Origin of the sequence: Hydrogenophaga sp. PML113, assembly GCF_001777155.1 — a bacterium.
GTDB lineage: Bacteria > Pseudomonadota > Gammaproteobacteria > Burkholderiales > Burkholderiaceae_C > Hydrogenophaga > Hydrogenophaga borbori.
This window is the reverse complement of the sequence record NZ_MIYM01000014.1, coordinates 17672-33444: the sequence shown is the minus strand read 5'-3', so window position 1 is coordinate 33444 and position 15773 is coordinate 17672. Positions and strand designations below refer to the sequence as shown.

At 64.6% G+C, this 15773-nt stretch carries 11 protein-coding genes and 1 pseudogene; 5 read left to right on the top strand and 7 right to left on the bottom strand.

All coding sequences use genetic code 11. The features are described 5' to 3' along the window. Position 1 precedes the first annotated feature (1 nt). Entirely contained in the window at positions 2 to 811 is an 810-nt protein-coding gene (locus BHU06_RS19755; protein WP_070400936.1) for a hypothetical protein, read from the top strand. A 171-nt stretch (positions 812 to 982) separates the two neighbouring features. Here BHU06_RS19755 and BHU06_RS19750 read toward each other — a convergent pair whose 3' ends face one another. The 4 genes and pseudogenes from BHU06_RS19750 to BHU06_RS19735 form a co-directional block, all read right to left on the bottom strand. Beyond that, positions 983 to 1480: a hypothetical protein gene (locus tag BHU06_RS19750; RefSeq protein ID WP_070400935.1), complete on the bottom strand. Its 498-nt coding sequence runs from the start codon at positions 1478 to 1480 to the stop codon at positions 983 to 985. A 722-nt stretch (positions 1481 to 2202) separates the two neighbouring features. Further along, a complete protein-coding gene (locus tag BHU06_RS19745) occupies positions 2203 to 4422 on the bottom strand; it encodes a copper-translocating P-type ATPase (RefSeq protein ID WP_083293334.1) in 2220 nt (739 codons plus the stop codon). Positions 4423 to 4490: 68 nt separating this feature from the next. Next, positions 4491 to 5033 (bottom strand): MerR family DNA-binding protein, encoded by a 543-nt coding sequence (locus tag BHU06_RS19740; RefSeq protein ID WP_070400933.1) that lies wholly within the window; start codon positions 5031 to 5033, stop codon positions 4491 to 4493. A 205-nt stretch (positions 5034 to 5238) separates the two neighbouring features. Continuing rightward, positions 5239 to 5595: pseudogene (locus tag BHU06_RS19735) on the bottom strand (integrase core domain-containing protein); the annotation flags it as partial. Between the two features lie 133 nt (positions 5596 to 5728). Between BHU06_RS19735 and BHU06_RS22190 the strand changes: the two are divergent. The 4 genes from BHU06_RS22190 to BHU06_RS19720 all read left to right on the top strand — a co-directional run bounded on the left by BHU06_RS22190 (position 5729) and on the right by BHU06_RS19720 (position 9459). After that, complete coding sequence (locus tag BHU06_RS22190) at positions 5729 to 6952, top strand: DUF3883 domain-containing protein (RefSeq protein WP_254668203.1); 1224 nt, start codon at positions 5729 to 5731, stop codon at positions 6950 to 6952. Between the two features lie 3 nt (positions 6953 to 6955). Further along, on the top strand, positions 6956 to 7645 hold the full coding sequence (locus tag BHU06_RS19730; RefSeq protein ID WP_217494360.1) for a HEPN domain-containing protein: 690 nt from the start codon (positions 6956 to 6958) through the stop codon (positions 7643 to 7645). A 277-nt stretch (positions 7646 to 7922) separates the two neighbouring features. Beyond that, the gene (locus BHU06_RS19725; RefSeq protein WP_175442893.1) at positions 7923 to 8198 is read left to right on the top strand and encodes a helix-turn-helix domain-containing protein; all 276 of its coding nucleotides are present in this window, start codon (positions 7923 to 7925) and stop codon (positions 8196 to 8198) included. Further along, positions 8188 to 9459, top strand: a complete 1272-nt coding sequence (locus BHU06_RS19720; protein WP_254668202.1) for a type II toxin-antitoxin system HipA family toxin — start codon at positions 8188 to 8190, stop codon at positions 9457 to 9459. Before BHU06_RS19725 ends, BHU06_RS19720 begins: the two co-directional genes overlap by 11 nt. Positions 9460 to 9604: 145 nt before the next feature. Here BHU06_RS19720 and BHU06_RS19715 read toward each other — a convergent pair whose 3' ends face one another. Genes BHU06_RS19715 through BHU06_RS19705 form a run of 3 tightly spaced genes read right to left on the bottom strand, consistent with a single transcriptional unit; the run spans position 9605 to position 15712 of the window. Continuing rightward, the gene (locus BHU06_RS19715) at positions 9605 to 12721 is read right to left on the bottom strand and encodes an efflux RND transporter permease subunit (protein ID WP_070400931.1); all 3117 of its coding nucleotides are present in this window, start codon (positions 12719 to 12721) and stop codon (positions 9605 to 9607) included. Beyond that, complete coding sequence (locus tag BHU06_RS19710; protein ID WP_070400930.1) at positions 12718 to 14379, bottom strand: efflux RND transporter periplasmic adaptor subunit; 1662 nt, start codon at positions 14377 to 14379, stop codon at positions 12718 to 12720. Before BHU06_RS19710 ends, BHU06_RS19715 begins: the two co-directional genes overlap by 4 nt. A gap of 4 nt (positions 14380 to 14383) precedes the next feature. Next, positions 14384 to 15712, bottom strand: coding sequence for a TolC family protein (locus tag BHU06_RS19705; RefSeq protein ID WP_083293332.1), 1329 nt, complete (start codon positions 15710 to 15712; stop codon positions 14384 to 14386). Positions 15713 to 15773 lie beyond the last annotated feature (61 nt).

The following is a 15773-nucleotide window of genomic DNA, read 5'->3' as shown; positions in this document are numbered from 1 at the left end:
AATGAAGCGCGCGCTTCGCAATGAGACGATTGCGGTGCATCGGCCCCTCTACGACTCCGAGATCGTGACCGGCTCAACTGCGGAGCAACAGGCGCATGCCGCAAGACTGTGGGTGGATCAGTTGTCCGTCATGCTCCAGGAGCAAGGTGCGCTGTTCTTCACCTGTCTCGATTTCCGCTTCACCACTCAGGAAGGAGCCCTAAGCGTGGAGCTGGTCTGCCGAGAAGTCGCACAGCAATCCTTGATGCCCATGCTCCTCGAGGGCAATGTTTGCCTATTGGGGGACGAGGTCTTCGAGAAAGACGTGGCGGAGTGGCGGAATCGTTTGCGTGCGATATGTCAGGACCACGAGATCGCAATCATTGATCGTCCCGTACTTTCCACCGCAGCGAGGCGCATGACCAACGATCCGAAGAGAGGGCTTGTGCCGATTGCGACGGCAGATGAAATCGCGCGCGCGACGGAAGCGGTACTACCTCCATCCATGGAAATGGTAGATGTTGACGGAGAGCGCTTCGAGCTGTCCGATCATGGGGCGTCTAGCATTCCAGTCTGGAGCCAGCCCTGCGTTGTCCGCGGAATACCTAACCTGAACAGCATGGGGTTCATGCTTCAACTGGTCACGTCAACACCCATGCAACCTAGCGGAGGAAAGCTGCTTCTTCGCTTAACGGACCTGACCCGCGATGAAGCAGCCCGCCTGGTTCAGCACGCACATGCGCGATCGCCAATCGAGATGCGCATCTCCATTGCAAGGTGGAAGGGTCGAACGCTGCTTGGCGCACCCGTGCGAGAAATGCTATCGGGCTGATGGTGGACATTCTCGCTGTGGAAGACCCACGATCGAAAACAAACTGCCGTGCGGTAATGGTGAGCGTGATGCGGCGAGACACCCACTCGGGGTGATCTCGCATCACGCTTCGATCACGAGGTTCACGCTCGTGTCTGAGTCAGAGGCGCCAACATGACCCGACCCTGTTGCTCAAGGCTTGATCGATGTCGGCCCCATACGGTCCATCATCATCTGCATCATCGATTGCATCATCTCCATTCGCTTTTCCATCATCTGCTGGCGAGTGGCCATGTCCATGGGCGTTCCGGCAGGACCCATCTGCCCCATCGATGTCATCGGTCCCATGTTGGACATGCCACCCATACCGGGCATACCTCCTCCATGCCCGCCGGGCCCCATGCCTTGCATCAACGCCATGCCCTCCCGCATGAGTTTCATGTGCTCATCCATCAGCGTCTGACGCTCCTGCGGCGTTGTGACACGCGACATCCGCTCGTGCATTTCGCGCATGGACTTCATGTGTGCATCCATCTTCGCCATGCGATCTGCAGGGGACGCAGTGGTGGTGGCGCCCGGTGGGTGGTGCGCAGAGTGGTCGGCACCGCCGGCAACCGGTGGGTTCTGCGCGCAGGCGGTCAGCGTGACGGCCAACGTACTGGCGATTGCGATCGAACGAAACAGGCTCATGATGAAACTCCTTTGAAAATCGGAACGGCAAACCGTCAATGCGGTTGTGTATGGCACCTCGGCACCCTACCCACGCGGCGGTTGACCAAAGCTGATGTCGAGGTCGCGCGCAGTGCCTCCAGGCACGGGTGTTGACTTTGTGCGGGGGCTAGCGCGTCAGCCGCAGGAACGCAATGGTCAAAGATGGGCCGGAAGACGGTGGATGTGCCAGCCAGTGCCTGCGAGGTTCATTCCGCCAGATTGCGATTGCTGGCCATGAGACATCCGCGGCTTGCAGAATCAACGTGGTAAACGTCGTATCAACAAGGCCCTTTTTGGTCTGCGCTTGGGCAACGACGCTGCGCTCCATCTCGCAAAAGTCTTCGCATGCGGCCAATGCATGGTCCGCAGCGGGCGACTGACTTGCGCTGGTGGTCCCCTGCGCCGCTCCCGCCACCAGGTGATGCACCGCTCCATGGGCCAACTCACCAGAGGAACTCACCAGACACGCGTTGGCCCAGCTGACCAAGACGGCCGATAGCCACACGAACAACATCACCGACGCGATGCGGCTGGGTCGGTGACGTCCAATGAGATGGTGCATGACAGAGCGGACAACTGTTGCAAGTGATCCACTTATTTCATGCTACTCACAACCGAGTTCAGGGAGTTGACCCACGTCAACAGAAGCCATCGTACGCGCCAACGGAGACCACCTGGAGTCCCGGCGACGCTTATTTTCTTCAGCGACCCGATCGCAATCGCAACGCGTTTGCAATCACCGATGCCGAGCTCAGGCTCATCGCCAGTGCCGCAATCAGGGGCGAGAGCAGCCACCCGGTCAAGGGGTACAGCACACCGGCCGCCACGGGAACCCCGAGGGCGTTGTAGAGGAACGCAAACAGCAGGTTCTGTTTCATGTTGGACACGGTGTCCTGCGACAACGTGCGTGCCACCGCGATCCCTCGCAGATCGCCTTTGACCAGTGTGACCTGTGCGCTGTTCATCGCCACGTCGGTGCCCGTGCCCATGGCAATCCCGACATCGGCCTTGGCCAGTGCCGGCGCGTCGTTGATCCCGTCGCCCGCCATCGCCACCACGCGGCCCTCGGCCTGCAGGCGTTCGACCAGCTGCAGCTTGTCTGCGGGCTTGACTTCGCCGTGCACCTCGTCAATGCCCAGTTGCTCGCCGACCGCGCGTGCGGTGGTGAGGCCGTCGCCCGTGGCCATGACGATGCGCAGGCCGGCGGACCGCAGCTGAGACAGCGCCTCCGGTGTCGATGCCTTGACCGGGTCCGACACGGCCAGCAGCCCGAACAGCTGCCCATCCACCGCGAGGTGCATCACGCTGGCGCCGCGCGATCGCCATGCCTCTGCCACAGGCGTCAGCTCGCCGATCGACACGCCCACCTGCTCCATCAAGGCGGTGTTGCCCAATGCCAGTCGACGACCCGCGACGACCCCGCGCACACCGATCCCGGAGCCGGATTCGAACGTTTCGGGCTTGTCCAGCGCGAGCCCACGATCGCGCGCGGCCCGCACGATGGCCTCGGCCAGGGGGTGCTCGCTGCCCTGGTCCAGGCTGGCGGCCACGCGCAGCACCTCATCGGCGTCGACGCCCTCGACACCGATGGCCTGATCGAAGGCCGGACGTCCTTCGGTGAGGGTGCCGGTCTTGTCGATGATCAGCGTGTCCACCTTGCGCAGGTTCTCGATGGCCGCGGCATCGCGGAACAACACGCCGCGTGTTGCCGCCTTGCCCGAGGCGACCATGATGGACATCGGCGTGGCAAGACCGAGTGCGCAAGGGCAGGCGATGATCAAGACGGCCACCGCATTGATCAAGCCGAACACCCAGCGGGGTTCGGGGCCGAAGAAGCCCCACATCAGCAAGGTGGCCAGGGCAATCAGCACGACGGTCACCACGAAATAGCCCGCCACGACGTCGGCCATGCGCTGCATGGGGGCCTTGGAGCGCTGGGCCTGGGCCACCATTTGCACGATTTGCGAGAGCATGGTCGCCGCTCCCACGCGCTCCGAACGGATCACCAGTGCGCCACTGGTGTTGAGCGTGGCGCCGATCACCGGGTCACCGGTCCGCTTGGATACTGGAATCGGTTCGCCGGTGAGCATGGATTCGTCGACCGCACTGCTTCCCTCGACGACAGCGCCGTCCACGGGCACTTTCTCGCCGGGGCGTACCCGCAGCAGGTCGCCCACGTGCACGTGCGAGAGCGCAACGTCTTCCTCGACGCCGTCTGCGCGGATGCGTCTGGCCGTCTTGGGCGCCAGGCCCAGCAGTGACTTGATGGCCGCTGACGTCTGCGAGCGCGCCCTGAGCTCCAGCACCTGGCCCAGCAAGGTGAGCGAGATGATGACCGCAGCCGCCTCGAAGTAGACCGCCACGCGCCCCATCGACACGAACGAATCCGGAAAAACGCCGGGCGCCACGGTGGCGACCACGCTGTAGACGAAGGCTGCGCCGGTGCCCAGGCCGATGAGCGTCCACATGTTCGGACTGCGGTTGACCACCGACGTCCACCCGCGTTCGAAGAAGGGCCAGCCCGCCCAGAGCACGATGGGCACGCTGAGCACGAGTTCGATCCAGCTTTGCGTGGCCATGTCGAACCAGTTCAGACGATGACCGAACATAGCGAGCACGAAGACCGCCGCCGTCATCGGGAGCGACCACCAGAAGCGACGCTCAAAGTCGCGCAGTTCAGCGTTGTCGTCCCCTTCCAGTTCGGGGATCAGCGGCTCGAGCGACATGCCGCAGATCGGGCAACTGCCCGGGGCGTTGCGGCGAATCTCCGGGTGCATGGGGCACGTGTACACCGTGGTACCAGCCGCTCCCTGGTCCGTCCGCGGAGGCGTTGTGGCGGGCGGATGAGAACCATCTCCACCGTGACGATGGTGATGATGATGGTGCTCGTGATGGTGATGTTGATCCGCGGGTGCGCTCATGGGGGTACCTCCTCGTTATCTGCCTTGCTCCGCCCCCCGGGACAAACCTGTGTCCATCCGAGCCGCAATCAGTGTGCGCCGTGGTGTACCTGCACACCCCGCATCCAGGCCATCAGATCGATGTGGCCGGTACCCGCAGCGGCATGTTCACCGTCCTTGGCGTTGCCTTTCTTCAGCTGCGGCTTGTGGCGCGGCTGGTGCTTGTCCAGGCTGTGCTGCGACAGCGTGTCCAGGATGGCGCAGTGCGGATGATCGTCGCCCTGGCAGGCTTGTACCAGCTCCGACAGGCCGGCCATCATCTGCTCGATCTCGCGCCGTTTCTCGTCGAGGCTGGCGAGGTGGTGCTCAGCCACGGTCTTGACTTCACGGCTGGAGCGCCCTGAGTCGCTCCATAGGCCGATGAGTTCAGCGATCTGGGGAATCGAGAAGCCCAGGTGGCGCGAGCGCCCGATGAAGCGCAGCACCGACACCTCGCGCTCGCTGTAGAGGCGGTAACCCGACTCGTTGCGGTCGGCCTCGGGCAGCAGGCCAATGAGTTCGTAGTGGCGAATCATCTTGGGCGACACGCCGGCGGCGGCGGCCGCCTGACCGATGTTCATGAGGGTGGGCATGTTGTTCTCCGGAAAAAAAGCGTAACGGGGTGAAGCTTGAAGCTTCACCCCGTGGGAAGGTCAAGTGCCGGGCCGACCGGCGGTCAGGCCGCGGGCGGGTAGCCCGATTCCGTCAGCGCCTCGGCGAGCGCCGCACGGTCTTCGCGGCTGCTGTGACCTGCCCCCTGTAGACGTACCAATCAGAAGTGGAAGTCCGGGGCGAAGGTTAATCGATGGTGTTGGGGGTTGATGGGAGTTGAGCTGCATCGCCAGCGCGCTGGCGATGCAGCTCGGCGAAGCGAGCCGGTGGCATGCGCCCCAGGCTGCTGTGTGGCCTGACCTCGTTGTAGTCCGTGCGCCATGCGGCTGCGGCCACCCTGGCCTGGTGCAAGGTCTGGAACCAGCACTCGTTCAGATGCTCGTCGCGGAACTTGCCATTGAAGCTCTCGATGTAGCCGTTCTGCATGGGTCGCCCAGGCTGGATGAGGATGTGGCGGATGCCGTGTGCCTGCGCCCAGGCCATGAACGCCCGGCTGGTGAACTCCGGCCCGTTGTCGGTGCGAACCACCTGGGGATATCCACGCCCCGTAGAAGCGCCGACTGCGTTGACACTGGAAGAGAAGAGGGACCTCCGTCGAAAGACCGGGTATGTGGAGCTTGGGGCTAGAGAGACAGTCGTTGACTGGGTACTTAATGGCCTCGATGGATTGATTGACTTGCTGCCCAAGCTCACACCCGAACAACGCATTGAGCGGGCCCGCCTGATTTGGGAGAGCTTGGGCGACCTCGAGGAGCGTCGTGGGCGCGGCATCTTCGATGGTTCCTACACCTGGTCGCATTACGGAGAGCGCAGGACACCCCCATTCCCGGCCGCGTTCATTCGCCGACTCAACTCAGCTGCGTGGATACCAGACGCCAACGGCGAGCTTTTTCCGCCAAACCTTGTGTTGTTTGATTCCCTGGGTTGGAAGACCAATCCCTTCCTGCTGACCAAGATCGTCTTCAAGCCGCCGCTGATTGACCAACTAGCCAAAGAAGCTGGCATCGATCCTGCTGCCCTGGACTTGCTCCGAAAGCTAGGCATCACCAGCGTGGCGGATCTGACTTCCCGTCTTGGGATAACTGGCGCACATCCAAAGGCAGAGGCAACGACCGAAAACGAGTCTTCTGACGAAGTTCTCGTCGAAGAGGACACCGACGACACCAGGCCATCTGGTGAGGATGTGTACGACGAAGCGAAGGACCTCTATGGCGATGACATGCCGGACATTCCGTCAGGCAGGTACGACCCGGATGGCAGCGAGGGCTCAACGAGTGGCACGGGGCGCGGCAGCCAAGGTGAAACTGGCATGGGGAGGCCACGTGGCGAGGGTCAGGGCGGCATAGGCTCACGCGATGGCTCTGGTAACCATACTGGTAGCGGCAAGAGCGGCGGAACTAATACCGGGGGACAGGGGAAGCGAAAACCAGGCACGAATGGCGTAAGACCGTTTATTTCTTACATCGGCACCCATCCTGATGACGAGGAAGCCGATCCAGACGGCTTAGACCAAGCAACACGGATGAAGATCGAGGACCGCGCCATTACCCTGATCATTTCGCTCGAACCCAAGCTGCAACGCACACCGGAGGGCAATCCTGGTTTCGATTTATTCGAAGCCAACGGCAACCGCCAGCCAGTTCGCTGGGTCGAGGTTAAATCGATGGCCGGCAGCCTAGAAAATCGACCCGTGGGTCTTTCCCGAACACAATTCGACTTTGCCCTCGGGAAGGGCGATGCTTACTGGTTGTACGTGGTCGAGTATGCGACTGATGCAGAGAAGGCGCGAGTTCTCAGGATTCAGAACCCTGTTGGCCACGCGCGGACATTCACGTTTGACAGAGGCTGGGGCCAGATCGCGCAAGCGGAGCCAGTGGAATCTTCTCAACCGAAAACCTGATCCATGTCCACGCTAAAACCAATGACTGGAAGTTTCCTGGAGCATTCTGCTCTCAAGCAGCGTCACCGGTTGGTGCGCGACGGACATCCGACCAACCTGACGCTGCGCATCCACAGAGCCTTGAGCTGGCTGCATCGCGCCGAGCAATCCGAGGACATGGATGGCAGATTCATCTTTCTGTGGATTGCCTTCAATGCCGCGTACGCACAGGAGCTTGACGACAGTGACCGAACGTCTGACAAGGTCACTTTCACAGCCTTTCTCGAAAAGCTATGCAACCTCGACACAAGCAAGCGCATTGAAGACATGATTTGGAAGGAGTTCTCCAACAGCATTCGTGCGCTTCTTGATAACCCCTATGTTTTCCACCTGTTTTGGGAGTTCCAGCGAGGACGGATCGGAGAGGAAGAATGGAGGGAGCGTTTTGCAGGCGCGAAAAAGTCGGCCCAGTTAGCACTTGCTAGTGGCAATACGCCCGCGCTGCTCTCGATCACATTCAATCGCCTGTACACGCTGCGCAACCAACTCATCCACGGAGGTGCCACTTGGGATGGCAAGGTCAACCGTGATCAGTTGCGAGATTGCACACGCCTGTTAGGAAAACTGGTTCCGGTGATCATCGCTGTGATGATGGACAACCCAAATGCCATCTGGGGAGACGCCGTCTACCCCGTCGTTGAGCAAGAACGCTAATCAGCCGCCGCAATTCTCATTGAACACAGCAGCCTGCTACAAATGCTTGGTGCCCGTGTAGGGCTTCGGCACTATACATGGCCTTGTATGCGTGGTTAACAAGGATTTTTACGACAGCTATTGATTTTTTCTCGACAGGATTTGTTTTTCTGACCACCCCCAGCGTGAGCTGCGCCCCCTACCCAGCCCGGCCCGACTTACCGCAATTTCGCACAATCTAGTCAGTCGTCCTAAATCATGGACATTTCTTGTCATGCAAGTCAGAATGCCTGGTATCATGGACAAAATCAACAATCCTGTCGACCTGGGTCGCGAACTTCGCGCCCTGCGAAAGCGCTTGGGCATCAAGTCCGTGCAGCTGGCCAAAGACAGCGGCCGCAGCCGTGACGTGCTCAATCGCCTGGAGCAAGGAGATGACGTCTACGTCTCTTCCCTGTTTGATGCCCTGCGGGCCATGGGTTACTCGATCCGGCTGGAGAAGAGGGGCTTGCCAAGCCTGACGGACATGCAGGAGTACGCCGCGCGCGAGCTAGGGGAATCCGGTGAGCGCTGAGCTGGAGATGCCCGAGCGCATCAAGGCGCTCGAGATCGACATCGGGGCCAAGCCGGCCGGGCTGCTGGCACGCGCCTCACAGTTTGTGTTCACTTACAAACCTGATCAGAGCGGCGCCTACCGCGGCCCCTGGCTCAGCCTGCTCATGAATCCGGATCAGGCGGCGGTCTACCAGAGCAATGGCATGTTCCCTGTGCTGGACATGAACCTGCCTGAGGGCTACCTGTACGAGCAGATCCGCGCGCGGTTTCCGAAGCAGAACATCACCGAGATGCATCTGCTGCTGGCCGTCGGTACCAACAGCATTGGCCGCAACAGCGCGCGATTGCCTGGGGCGCCTGCGCGGATGGGCGGACCGACGATCGATCGCGCAACTCTGCTGAACAGCACCAACAGCCAGGCGCTGTTCCCTGAGCTGGTGGATGCCTATCTCGCCAGTGGCGCCGGCGTCTCCGGTGTGCAGCCCAAGATCATGCTGCCCGATCGCGCTTCGATTCCGGTGCCGACCCTCATCGTGAAGAGTGGCCCGGAGTACTACCCTGGACTCTCGGCCAATGAGTTCATCGCGCTGAGCGCTGCGAAGCGGGCGGGGATCGAGGTCTCAGGCTTTGACCTCAGTGCCGATGGTGGCCTGCTGGTGCTCGATCGCTTTGACATCGGTGCCGACGGCTCACGCCTGGGCTTCGAGGACATCCCGTCCCTGCTGGGCATGCAGGTACGCAACAAGCTGGACGAGCGCAAGTATCACGGTAGCTACGAGCTGATCGCCGATCTACTGCGGAATCAGCTGGGTCTTCCTCAGCCTGAACTCGAGAAATTCTTTCAACAGGTCGCCTTCTCCATCCTCGTGAGAAATGGCGACGCCCACCTGAAGAACTTTGGCGTCCTGTACTCCAATGAGACCGACATCCGTCTGGCCCCGATGTTCGACGTGCTGACCACCTCGATCTACAAGTACACCCGCTTCGGCACAGGCGAGGAGATCGAGGATCGGACCATGGCGCTGAAGCTTCGAAAGGGCGACAGGACAAGAACGTATCCGTTGCCCAAAGAGCTTCTCGACTTCGGCCGGCGAGCATGTGGTGTCGATCGACCGCGCGAATTCATACTGAAAGCCGTGGATGCCATGGCAGCCACCTTGTCCTTCATCAGACACGATGAGCGCATGCCGAAAGACCTGGTGCCCAAGCTTGAGGATGCGTGGGAATACGGCTTCGCGCTGGCCCGAGAGGTTGTCGGGCTGTCGCAGCCTGGTTCCTGAGTGCAATCCTGCGACGTACGACAAATCAGAGACATCGCCTGTCATGGCGTCCGCGTCCCCAGGCGCAAGAGTAACGAGAGTTGGGCGGCCTCTGATTTCATCTTCAACCTCAACAAGGTGTCTATGAAACCGGCAGCAGCCCACTCTACCTCCCACGTAGCAGTCGGTAGACCACCGGCACCACGAACAGCGACAACAGCGGCGCGCTGATCATGCCGCCGACCATCGGAGCGGCGATGCGCTGCATCACCTCGCTGCCGGTGCCGCTGCTCCACAGGATCGGCAGCAGGCCGGCCACGATGGTCGCCACGGTCATGGCCTTGGGCCGCACGCGCAGCACGGCCCCCTCGCGGATGGCCTCCAGCAGGGCTTCGCCATCGCCGCGGCCCTGCGACAGCCGATCGCTCCAGGCTTGCTTCAGATACACCAGCATGATCACGCCGAACTCGGCGGCCACGCCGGCCAGCGCGATGAAGCCCACCGCACTGGCCACCGACAGGTTGTGGCCGAGCATCCACAGCAGCCAGACGCCGCCGACGAGTGCGAACGGCAGCGTGGCCATGATGAGCAGGGCCTCGTCCATGCGGCCGAAGGTGAGGTACAGCAGCACGAAGATGATGAGCAGCGTGAACGGCACCACCACCTTGAGCTGCGCGCTGGCGCGCTCCAGGAACTCGAACTGGCCCGACCACGACACCGAATAGCCGGGCGGCAGCGACACCTGCGCCGCCACCGCCTGCTGCATGTCGAGCACCGCGCCGCGCAGGTCGCGGCCGCGCACATCCACGTACACGAAACCGGCCAGGCGCGCGTTCTCGCTGCGCAGCATGGGCGGGCCGTCGTTGACGCGCAGGTCGGCCACGTCGCCCAGCACCAGGCGCTGCCCCACGGGCGTGACCATGGGCAGGGCGCGCAGCCTGGGCAGCGAGTCGCGCAGTTCGGCGGGGTAGCGCAGGTTGATGCTGTAGCGCTGCAGGCCTTCGACCACCTCGCCGATCACCATGCCGCCCACAGCGCTTTCCACCACGGCTTGAACGTCGGCGATGTTGAGACCGTAACGCGCGGCGGCCTCGCGGTCGATGTCGATGTCGATGTAGCGCCCGCCCGTGAGCCGTTCGGCCAGCGCGCTGCTCACGCCGGGCACGGGTTTCACCGCGCGCTCGATCTGCCCGGTGAGCCGGTCGATGGTGGCCAGGTCGGGGCCCGCCACCTTCACGCCCACGGGGCTCTTGATGCCGGTGGCCAGCATGTCGATGCGGTTGCGGATGGGCGGCACCCAGATGTTCGAGAGCCCCGGCACGCGCACCGTGCGGTCGAGCTCTTCCACCAGCCGGTCGGGGGTCATGCCGGCGCGCCACTGCGCGCGCGGCTTGAACTGGATGGTGGTCTCGAACATCTCCAGCGGCGCGGGGTCGGTGGCGGTGTCGGCGCGCCCGGCCTTGCCGTACACGCTCTGCACCTCGGGCAGGGTCTTGATGAGCCGGTCGGTCTGCTGCAGAAGCTCGGCCGCCTTGGCCGCCGAGAGGCCGGGCAGCGCGGTGGGCATGTACAGCAGGTCGCCCTCGTCCAGCGGCGGCATGAACTCGCTGCCGATGCGCTGCAGCGGCCACAGGCTCGCGACCAGCAGCAGCGCCGTCACCCCCAGCGTGAGCCGGGGCCAGGCCAGCACCGCGTCCAGCATGGGCCGATACACGGCGATGAGCGCGCGGTTGATCGGGTTGCGGTGTTCGGCCGGTATGCGCCCTCGGATGAGGTAGCCCATGAGCACCGGGATGAGCGTGACCGCCAGAGCGGCCGAGGCCGCCATGGCGTAGGTCTTGGTGTAGGCCAGCGGCGAGAACAGGCGACCCTCCTGCGCCTGCAGCGTGAACACCGGCACAAAGCTCAGCGTGATGATGAGCAGCGAGAAGAACAGCGCGGGCCCGACCTCGGCAGCGGCCTTGCCCATCAGCCGCCAGCGCGCCTCGCCCTGCAGCGTCTGCCCCGGGTGGGCCTGGCCCCAGCGTTCCAGGTGCTTGTGCGCGTTCTCGATCATCACGATGGCCGCGTCCACCATGGCGCCGATGGCGATCGCGATGCCGCCCAGCGACATCACGTTGGCATTGATGCCTTGCTGCTGCATCACGATGAAAGCGACCAGCACGCCCAGCGGCAGCGTCACGATGGCCACCAGCGCGCTGCGCACGTGGAAAAGGAAGGCCAGGCAGACCAGCCCGACCACGATGAATTCCTCGATCAGTTTGGTGGTGAGGTTGTCCACCGCGCGCTCGATCAGACCGGAGCGGTCGTACACCGGCACAATCTCCACGCCCGCCGGAAGACCGCGCTGAAGTTCTGCCAGCCGGGCCTTTACGGCGGCGATGGTGCTCAGCGCGTTCTTGCCCGAACGCATCACCACGATGCCGCCCACTGCTTCGCCCTCGCCGTCGAGCTCGCCGATGCCGCGCCGCATCTCGGGGCCGGTCTGCACGCGCGCCACGTCGCCCAGCCGCACCGACACGCCAGCCGGTGTGGTCAACAGCGGTATCGCGCGGAAGTCGTCGAGCGTGCGCAGGTAGCCGCTGGCGCGTACCGCGTACTCGGCCTCGCCCAGCTCGAGCACCGAACCGCCGGCTTCCTGGTTGGCTCGGCCTACGGCATCGCTCACCATGGCCGGCGTGATGCGGTAGGCCTGCAGTCGGTCGGGGTCGAGCACGATCTGGTACTGGCGCACCATGCCCCCGATGCTGGCGACCTCGGCCACGTCAGCCACGGTCTTAAGCTCGAAGCGCAGGAACCAGTCCTGTAGCGCACGCAGCTGTGCCACGTCCTGCTGGCCGGTGCGGTCGATCAGCGCGTACTGGTAGATCCAGCCCACGCCGGTGGCGTCGGGCCCGATGCTGGAGCGGGCGTTGGCGGGCAGGCGCGCCTGGGCCTGGTTCAGGTACTCCAGGACGCGCGAGCGTGCCCAGTAAGGATCCACACCGTCGTCGAACAGCACGTACACGAAGCTGTCGCCGAACATCGAGTAGCCGCGCACCGCCTTGGCGCCCGGCACCGACAGCATGGTGGTGGTCAGCGGGTAGGTCACCTGGTTCTCCACCAGCTGCGGCGCCTGCCCGGGCCAGGTGGTGCGCACGATGACCTGGGTATCGGACAGGTCGGGCAATGCGTCCAGCGGCGTGCGCTGCAAGGCGAGCACGCCCCATGCCGTGACGATCACCGTGGCGACCAGCACGAGCACGCGATTGGCGATGCTCCAGCGGATGAGCCGGGCAATCATCGCGTTGCCCCGGGCGCGACGCGCTGCAGGTCGGTGATTTGCGGAACGTCGCCGTCCTGCATCTGGAATTCGATCTGCACGCGCTCGCCCAAGCCCAGATCGCGTGGCTGGCGCTCGCGCGGCGGCAGCTTGAAGTCCATCGTCATCTCGGGCCAGTTCAGTGACGGCACGGGCGGGTGAGTCAGCGTGACCGTGTCGCCTTCCAGCGCATTGATGACTGCGTCGGTGCGGTGGCTTTGCGGTGCCGGCGGGGCGGGTTCCGTGCCCTGGTTCAGTCTGGCCTCCAGACCGCGCAAGCTGGCCTCCGAGTCGATCAGGAACTGCCCCGAGCGGACCACGCGCTGTCCGGCCTGCAGGCCGGCGATGACCTCGACCTGATCGCCAGCCTCGCGCCCGGTCTGCACCTGCACCGGACGGAATCGCCCGTCGGCCTCCGCCAGCATCACCACGCTGCGCTGCCCGGTGCGGATGACCGCATCGGCCGGCACGAGCAGGCGCATGTCGCCAGCCGGCCGCGCAAAGCGCATCTGCACCAGCATGCCGGGCACCAGCCGCGCGCCGGGGTTGGGCAACTCCAGCCGCGCCTTGAGCGTGCGGGTGGTCGGCTCCACCTGCGGCAGCAGGACCTGCAATCGCCCCTCAAAGGTCTGGCGCGGCACGGCCGGGCTGGTGGCGCTGACCGCCATCCCGGGCATCAGCTCGGCGCTCTGGCTCTCGGGCACCTCGGCCTCGGCCCACACCGTGGCCGTGCCCTGCACGGTCATCAGAGGTGTGCCGGGCATCACCGTCGCGCCCTCGCGCACCATCAGCGCGGTCACCACGCCGGCTTGCGGCGCGCGCAGCGTGAAGCGCGCCTGCAGCACACCGGTGCGTTGCACGAGGTCGATCTGGGCAGGTGACATGCCGGCCTGGCGCATGCGCTGCAGCGCGGCCTCGCGCAGCGTGTCCAGCCCACTGCCCTGCATGCGCGAGATGGCCAGCAGGTCCTCCTGCGCGGCCACCCAGTCGGGCACGTACACATCCAACAGGGGCGCGCCGGCGGCCACGCGATCGAAGGTGGCGCGCACGTGCAGCTTCTCCACAAAGCCGTTGGCGCGGCTCGTCACCGTGGTCTGGTCGCGCTCGTTCCACGCGATGCTGCCCACCGCTGTCACCTCGGCGGACAAGGCCCCGGCCTCCACCACGGCGGTGCGCAAGCCCAGGTTCTGCTGGATGCGCGGGCTCACCGTCACGGTACCGGTGTCCGATCCCTCGGCACCGGCGTAGCGTGGCACCAGCATCATGTCCATGAAGGGCGACTTGGCGGGCGCATCGAAGTTCCTGCCCGGCACCATGGGGTCGTGGTAGTTCAGGATCCGGCGCCCCGTGGCTGGGTCCAGGTCGCCGGCCTTGAGGCCATCGCGCATGTGGCGCCGCGTGGCGTCCTCGCCCTGCGAAATCGTCCACGTGGACGGGTCCGACATCGCCTCAACGGCGGTCGAAGCCCCCGGTTTGGACAGCGCGTCGTCGGCTGTGCTCCGAGGTTCAGCCGAGACGCCCATGCGCACACCACTGCGCACGCCCGATTGCCAGGCGGCAATGCCCACCCCGACCAGCAAGGCAAAGGTGGCAGCGCAGGCTATCCAGCGCGCACGCGTCGATGAAAAGAACGGCTTCATGGGTTCACCTCGCTTGGGTATTGGACGCGGCCGGGGTCGTCGATCGCAGGGCGTCCAGCGCCGACCATGGGCGCGCCGCATCCAGTTCCACGTCGATGCGTTCGATCGACAGGACCACGGCAGCCTCCTGGGCGGCCAGCAGCTCACGCAGCGACAAGGTGCCGGCGCGGTAAGCGGCCATTGAGGCCACGACGCGCTGTCGCGCCAGCGGAAGGCGTTCGCGATCAATCAGCTCGAGCTGCGCCAACGCCGCGGCAAGGGCTTGCTGCCACTCGGCGATCTCCAGTTCACTGACACGGCGCGCTTCATCGACCTCGGCGTCGCGCGCGTCGGCCTCGGCCAGGCGTGCCGACAGTTCACGATCCTGACGCCGCGCACGGTTACTCGCAAGCGGAATCGACACACCCACCGACAGCATGTCGCTGTAGGCGCTGCCACGCTGGCTGAGCATCAGTTCCACACTCCAGTCGGGATCGCGCTCCAGGTGGGCCAGGTCGGCGGCCGCACGCGCCACCTCGGCACGCGCCTGCAAGGCCTGCACAGCGGGATGCTCATCGAGCCAGCGGCGCGAGGGCTCTTCGACCCACGCCGCTTCGTCCAGCCGAGGCGGCTCGCCGAGCGTGATCTGCCCCTGCACCCCCGTCCATCGCTCCAGTGCCTGGCGCGCGACGCGCTCGCGGGCATCGGCTTCGATGCGAAGTTGCTCGAGCCGCCAGAGCGCATCGCGCGCAGCGAGCAAGTCACTCGGCGTGCCGCGGCCCGAGCGCGCTGCGGCTTCGGCGGCCAGCACTTGCCGCTGCAAGGACTCGCGCTGCGCGGCCAGCAAGCCCAGGCGCTGCTGCGCGGCCCGCAATGCGAACCAGGCCACCGACGTCAGGCGCAGCACCTCGGTGGCCTGCTCGCGATGTCGGGCGTGAGCCGCTTGGGCCTCGCGCTCATACCAGCGAGCGCGCGCCTCGCGCTTGTCACGTCCCGGCAGCGCCTGGGCGATGCCGATGGAGCGCATGGTCATGAAGTCGCGCGTTGTGCGCCAGCGATCGGCGCCGTTGACCGGCAGGTTGTCCAGCGACAGGCGCAACACCGGGTCAGGCCGCTGCGCGGCCGCCACCGCCATCTCGCGCGCAGCACGGGTCTCGGCCTGTAACGCCTTGAGCAGGCCCGAGCGCTGCAACGCCGCGGACATCGCCGCACTGCGGTCGATGCCCGATGGCGCCTGCGCGCGCAGACCCATCGGCACGGACAAGCCAAGCACAAACACGAACACGAGTGCCAGCGCACCGGGGCCGCGCGAACGCCAGGACGGCCCGCACGGACCGCACAAGAAACGAGACATGGGTCACCTCCTGAACCAGCTGGACCGGATCGGGCCCGGTCGATCACCGCACCGACCCTTG

Excerpts from the sequence above, each read along its gene's own strand:
- BHU06_RS19755 (WP_070400936.1), top strand. The coding sequence starts at position 2 with ATGAAGCGCGCGCTTCGCAATGAGACGATTGCGGTGCATCGGCCCCTC.
- BHU06_RS19750 (WP_070400935.1), bottom strand. The coding sequence starts at position 1,480 with ATGAGCCTGTTTCGTTCGATCGCAATCGCCAGTACGTTGGCCGTCACG.
- BHU06_RS19745 (WP_083293334.1), bottom strand. The coding sequence starts at position 4,422 with ATGAGCGCACCCGCGGATCAACATCACCATCACGAGCACCATCATCAT.
- BHU06_RS19740 (WP_070400933.1), bottom strand. The coding sequence starts at position 5,033 with ATGCCCACCCTCATGAACATCGGTCAGGCGGCCGCCGCCGCCGGCGTG.
- BHU06_RS19730 (WP_217494360.1), top strand. The coding sequence starts at position 6,956 with ATGTCCACGCTAAAACCAATGACTGGAAGTTTCCTGGAGCATTCTGCT.
- BHU06_RS19725 (WP_175442893.1), top strand. The coding sequence starts at position 7,923 with ATGGACAAAATCAACAATCCTGTCGACCTGGGTCGCGAACTTCGCGCC.
- BHU06_RS19715 (WP_070400931.1), bottom strand. The coding sequence starts at position 12,721 with ATGATTGCCCGGCTCATCCGCTGGAGCATCGCCAATCGCGTGCTCGTG.
- BHU06_RS19710 (WP_070400930.1), bottom strand. The coding sequence starts at position 14,379 with ATGAAGCCGTTCTTTTCATCGACGCGTGCGCGCTGGATAGCCTGCGCT.
- BHU06_RS19705 (WP_083293332.1), bottom strand. The coding sequence starts at position 15,712 with ATGTCTCGTTTCTTGTGCGGTCCGTGCGGGCCGTCCTGGCGTTCGCGC.